The sequence below is a fragment of the Oscillibacter sp. UBA6647 genome (assembly GCA_002455655.1).
Taxonomy (GTDB): Bacteria; Bacillota; Clostridia; order Oscillospirales; family Oscillospiraceae; genus Oscillibacter.
This window is the reverse complement of sequence record DKLF01000113.1, coordinates 9,992-10,571: the sequence shown is the minus strand read 5'-3', so window position 1 is coordinate 10,571 and position 580 is coordinate 9,992. Positions and strand designations below refer to the sequence as shown.

The following is a 580-nucleotide window of genomic DNA, read 5'->3' as shown; positions in this document are numbered from 1 at the left end:
ATAGGTTGCCCGCTTTCCGCGTAATTATCTCCAAAAAGAAGGAATCGACTGCTTGCCGCGTCTTTTTTCCCGGCTGGCTAAAGGCTTTCCGTAAGGATAGGCAATCGGCAAAAATCCCCTGCGCGGCTTCTTGCCGCGCAGGGGATTTTTTATCCTATGTAGTGGACTGGCGGTTCTACGGCTTAAAACATGCGGCCGCCGTCACCCTGCCACATGTCCGCATTGTCGCCCATGACCGCCTTCAAAGGCTCGGATGCCTTTTCAATCTCCTCCATCAGCTCGGCGGGAATTTCTTTTTCATAAGAGGCAAGATTTTGCTCCATCTGGGCGATGGTGCGTGCGCCTACCAAAACCGTCTGAACAAAGTCGCGGCGCTTTAAGAAATTCATAGCCACCTCGGCGGGGGAGAAGCCATGCTTTTCGCAAAAAGCCATCAGCACGCCGATAAATTCAAAAATCTCATCTTCAAAGCCGGGATCGCTGTGACGGCAGGGGGTCTGGCCGGTGCGATAGAACCGGGTTTCCCGTCTGCCCACGGGCACGTCTTCAATGCGCCGGAATTTTCCGGTGAGCAGGCCCT

The 580-nt window shown here is 54.3% G+C and carries 1 protein-coding gene; it reads right to left on the bottom strand.

Annotation, left to right across the window (positions count from 1 at the left end):
• Positions 1-182: 182 nt before the first annotated feature.
• The coding region (locus tag B2W96_RS08530) for an aldo/keto reductase (RefSeq protein ID WP_293009865.1) at positions 183-580 on the bottom strand (398 nt) is incomplete at its 5' end.